General features: G+C 54.2%; 2 tRNA genes and 3 rRNA genes. All 5 read right to left on the bottom strand.

Features of this window, described 5'->3' with window-relative positions:
* Positions 1-4: 4 nt before the first annotated feature.
* Positions 5-118 (bottom strand): 5S ribosomal RNA (gene rrf / locus V8683_RS31080).
* A 156-nt stretch (positions 119-274) separates the two neighbouring features.
* Positions 275-3,155, bottom strand: a 23S ribosomal RNA gene (locus V8683_RS31075).
* 300 nt (positions 3,156-3,455) lie between these two features.
* Positions 3,456-3,531 (bottom strand) — tRNA-Ala (locus V8683_RS31070).
* Positions 3,532-3,568: 37 nt separating this feature from the next.
* Positions 3,569-3,645: transfer RNA gene (locus V8683_RS31065), tRNA-Ile, on the bottom strand.
* A gap of 66 nt (positions 3,646-3,711) precedes the next feature.
* A 16S ribosomal RNA gene (locus V8683_RS31060) occupies positions 3,712-5,242 on the bottom strand.
* Together the 16S, 23S and 5S rRNA genes with 2 tRNA genes alongside form the textbook arrangement of a ribosomal RNA operon.
* Between the last annotated feature and the right edge of the window lie 90 nt (positions 5,243-5,332).

The following is a 5,332-nucleotide window of genomic DNA, read 5'->3' as shown; positions in this document are numbered from 1 at the left end:
AGGAGCCTGACGATTACCTACTTTCACACGGGCAATCCGCACTATCATCGGCGTGGAGCTGTTTCACGGTCCTGTTCGGGATGGGAAGGGGTGGGACCAGCTCGCTATGGTCATCAGGCATGACGGGTTGCTGCGTCGCAGTTTCCTGCGCCACAGCCAGTCGGGAAGAAGCGTAAAGAGGTTTCTTGTTGGGGTTGTGTTGTTTGTGGCACAACACCGATCTCTCAACCTGTGCGCACTTCACTCCACGTCGGGAGCGAGGCACACCTGTTATAGGATCAAGCCTTACGGGCAATTAGTATCAGTTAGCTTAACGCATTACTGCGCTTCCACACCTGACCTATCAACGTCCTGGTCTCGAACGACCCTTCAAGGAGCTCGAAGCTCCGGGGAAGTCTCATCTTGAGGCGAGTTTCCCGCTTAGATGCTTTCAGCGGTTATCTCTTCCGAACATAGCTACCCGGCAATGCCACTGGCGTGACAACCGGTACACCAGAGGTTCGTCCACTCCGGTCCTCTCGTACTAGGAGCAGGCCCCCTCAAACTTCCAGCGCCCACGGCAGATAGGGACCAAACTGTCTCACGACGTTTTAAACCCAGCTCACGTACCTCTTTAAATGGCGAACAGCCATACCCTTGGGACCGGCTACAGCCCCAGGATGAGATGAGCCGACATCGAGGTGCCAAACACCGCCGTCGATATGAACTCTTGGGCGGTATCAGCCTGTTATCCCCAGAGTACCTTTTATCCGTTGAGCGATGGCCCTTCCATACAGAACCACCGGATCACTATGACCTGCTTTCGCACCTGTTCGACTTGTCAGTCTCACAGTCAAGCACGCTTATGCCATTGCACTATCAGCACGATTTCCGACCGTACCTAGCGTACCTTCGTACTCCTCCGTTACCCTTTGGGAGGAGACCGCCCCAGTCAAACTGCCTGCCATGCACTGTCCCCGATCCGGATTCACGGACCAGGGTTAGAACCTCAAACAGATCAGGGTGGTATTTCAAGGACGGCTCCACGAGAACTGGCGTTCCCGCTTCACAGCCTCCCACCTATCCTACACAAACCGGTTCAAAGTCCAATGCAAAGCTGCAGTAAAGGTTCATGGGGTCTTTCCGTCTAGCCGCGGGGAGATTGCATCATCACAAACACTTCAACTTCGCTGAGTCTCGGGAGGAGACAGTGTGGCCATCGTTACGCCATTCGTGCAGGTCGGAACTTACCCGACAAGGAATTTCGCTACCTTAGGACCGTTATAGTTACGGCCGCCGTTTACCGGGACTTCAATCAAGAGCTTGCACCCCATCATTTAATCTTCCGGCACCGGGCAGGCGTCACACCCTATACGTCCACTTTCGTGTTTGCAGAGTGCTGTGTTTTTATTAAACAGTCGCAGCCACCAGTTTATTGCAACCCCTTCACCCTTCCGGCGCAGGCCGGTCAAGCTACCAGGGCGTACCTTATCCCGAAGTTACGGTACCAATTTGCCGAGTTCCTTCTCCCGAGTTCTCTCAAGCGCCTTAGAATACTCATCTCGCCCACCTGTGTCGGTTTGCGGTACGGTCAACGTGAAACTGAAGCTTAGAGGCTTTTCCTGGAACCCCTTCCAGTTGCTTCGCTTCCGAAGAAGCTCGCGCCACACCCTTGAATCCTGCGCCCGGATTTGCCAAAGCGCCTTCTCCAATGCAGCGACCGGGACTTCCAACACCCGGACAACCTTCCGCGATCCGTCCCCCCATCGCATTTCACGCCGGTGCAGGAATATTGACCTGCTTCCCATCAGCTACGCATTTCTGCCTCGCCTTAGGGGCCGACTCACCCTACGCCGATGAACGTTGCGTAGGAAACCTTGGGCTTACGGCGAGGGGGCCTTTCACCCCCTTTATCGCTACTCATGTCAGCATTCGCACTTCTGATACCTCCAGCACACCTTCCGGTGCACCTTCGCAGGCTTACAGAACGCTCTCCTACCATGCACATAAATGTGCATCCGCAGCTTCGGTATATGGCTTAGCCCCGTTACATCTTCCGCGCAGGACGACTCGATCAGTGAGCTATTACGCTTTCTTTAAAGGGTGGCTGCTTCTAAGCCAACCTCCTGACTGTTTTAGCCTTCCCACTTCGTTTCCCACTTAGCCATATTTGGGGACCTTAGCTGGCGGTCTGGGTTGTTTCCCTCTTGACACCGGACGTTAGCACCCGATGTCTGTCTCCCGTGATTGCACTCTTCGGTATTCGGAGTTTGCTATGGCGAAGTAATCCGCAATGGACCCTTCAACCATGACAGTGCTCTACCCCCGAAGGTGAGACACGAGGCACTACCTAAATAGTTTTCGGAGAGAACCAGCTATTTCCAGGTTTGTTTAGCCTTTCACCCCTATCCACAGCTCATCCCCTAACTTTTCAACGTTAGTGGGTTCGGTCCTCCAGCACGTGTTACCGTGCCTTCAACCTGGCCATGGATAGATCACCTGGTTTCGGGTCTACACCCAGCGACTAATCGCCCTGTTCGGACTCGCTTTCGCTACGCCTGCCCTATCCGGTTAAGCTCGCCACTGAATGTAAGTCGCTGACCCATTATACAAAAGGTACGCCGTCACCCCTTGCGAGGCTCCGACTGTTTGTATGCATGCGGTTTCAGGATCTGTTTCACTCCCCTCCCGGGGTTCTTTTCGCCTTTCCCTCACGGTACTGGTTCACTATCGGTCGATCACGAGTATTTAGCCTTGGAGGATGGTCCCCCCATCTTCAGACAGGATTTCACGTGTCCCGCCCTACTTGTCGTACACCCAGTTCTTCCAATCTGTTTTCGCCTACGGGGCTATCACCCGCTATGGCCACACTTTCCAGAGTGTTTGGCTAACAGTTCAGATAAAGAGTACAGGCTGATCCCATTTCGCTCGCCACTACTCTGGGAATCTCGGTTGATTTCTTTTCCTGCGGCTACTTAGATGTTTCAGTTCGCCGCGTTCGCTTCACGTAGCCTATGGATTCAGCTACGGATACTCCATACGGAGTGGGTTTCCCCATTCGGACATCCCCGGATCAAAGCTTGTTTGCCAGCTCCCCGGGGCTTTTCGCAGGCTACCGCGTCCTTCATCGCCTGTGATCGCCAAGGCATCCACCACATGCACTTGTTCGCTTGACCCTATAACGGGTGTGTCTCTTTCGTGTTGCCACGTCCGGACTCACTCGCTACAGGCTGAGTTTTCGCGTTGTGCCGTATTCCAAAGCAATCTTTCGATCACTTAAAAAATACTTCGATACAATCACAACCCTGATTCACTTACTGACGCCCATCTCTAGACGCGTTCAGATGAATCTCTTTACTACTTCTTCCTGATTGTTAAAGAACGACAGCCGATACTTTACGTACCGCTCTGACTGGCTCAATCGCCAATGCGTAATACCCGGTTTGTGTTCAAACCGGACACTAGGCATTAAGGATTGGTGGAGGATGACGGGATCGAACCGACGACCCCCTGCTTGCAAAGCAGGTGCTCTCCCAGCTGAGCTAATCCCCCAGTCACATTCTCAAGGGATCTGCCCGTCCACAGACAGTGGTGGGTCTGGATGGATTCGAACCATCGACCCCCGCCTTATCAAGACGGTGCTCTAACCGACTGAGCTACAGACCCCTGAGTCTGTCTTTTCTACAGCCGACAAGTGTGAGCGCTTAACACGCAGTGAGCAGAAAGCTCTGGAAAGGAGGTGATCCAGCCGCACCTTCCGATACGGCTACCTTGTTACGACTTCACCCCAGTCATGAATCCTGCCGTGGTGACCGTCCTCCTTGCGGTTAGACTAGCCACTTCTGGCAAAACCCACTCCCATGGTGTGACGGGCGGTGTGTACAAGACCCGGGAACGTATTCACCGCGGCATGCTGATCCGCGATTACTAGCGATTCCAGCTTCACGCAGTCGAGTTGCAGACTGCGATCCGGACTACGATCGGTTTTCTGGGATTGGCTCCACCTCGCGGCTTGGCAACCCTCTGTTCCGACCATTGTATGACGTGTGAAGCCCTACCCATAAGGGCCATGAGGACTTGACGTCATCCCCACCTTCCTCCGGTTTGTCACCGGCAGTCTCCCCGGAGTGCTCTTGCGTAGCAACTGGGGACAAGGGTTGCGCTCGTTGCGGGACTTAACCCAACATCTCACGACACGAGCTGACGACAGCCATGCAGCACCTGTGTGATGGCTCCCTTTCGGGCACATCCACCTCTCGGCAGACTTCCATCCATGTCAAGGGTAGGTAAGGTTTTTCGCGTTGCATCGAATTAATCCACATCATCCACCGCTTGTGCGGGTCCCCGTCAATTCCTTTGAGTTTTAATCTTGCGACCGTACTCCCCAGGCGGTCAACTTCACGCGTTAGCTACGTTACCAAGCCAATGAAGGCCCGACAACCAGTTGACATCGTTTAGGGCGTGGACTACCAGGGTATCTAATCCTGTTTGCTCCCCACGCTTTCGTGCATGAGCGTCAGTATTGGCCCAGGGGGCTGCCTTCGCCATCGGTATTCCTCCACATCTCTACGCATTTCACTGCTACACGTGGAATTCTACCCCCCTCTGCCATACTCCAGCGATGCAGTCACCAATGCAGTTCCCAGGTTAAGCCCGGGGATTTCACATCGGTCTTACATCACCGCCTGCGCACGCTTTACGCCCAGTAATTCCGATTAACGCTCGCACCCTACGTATTACCGCGGCTGCTGGCACGTAGTTAGCCGGTGCTTATTCTTCCGGTACCGTCATCCCCCCCCGGTATTATCGAAGAGGATTTCTTCCCGGACAAAAGTGCTTTACAACCCGAAGGCCTTCTTCACACACGCGGCATTGCTGGATCAGGGTTGCCCCCATTGTCCAAAATTCCCCACTGCTGCCTCCCGTAGGAGTCTGGGCCGTGTCTCAGTCCCAGTGTGGCTGGTCGTCCTCTCAGACCAGCTACAGATCGTCGGCTTGGTAGGCCTTTACCCCACCAACTACCTAATCTGCCATCGGCCGCCCCTTGAGCGCGAGGTCCGAAGATCCCCCGCTTTCCTCCTCAGAGCGTATGCGGTATTAATCCGGCTTTCGCCGGGCTATCCCCCACTCCAGGACACGTTCCGATGTATTACTCACCCGTTCGCCACTCGCCGCCAGGATTGCTCCCGCGCTGCCGTTCGACTTGCATGTGTAAGGCATGCCGCCAGCGTTCAATCTGAGCCAGGATCAAACTCTTCAGTTCAAACCTGTTACTGTTTTCTGTCCCTCTCGGAACAGGTCGCTCACTCAAAGCTGACAGGTTCTGAATAAATTCAAAAACCTGACTTACTTT

This window comes from Paraburkholderia sp. AV2 (assembly GCF_054968425.1).
The sequence above is the reverse complement of the archived record's forward strand: the minus strand, read 5'-3'. Positions and strand labels throughout refer to the sequence as shown.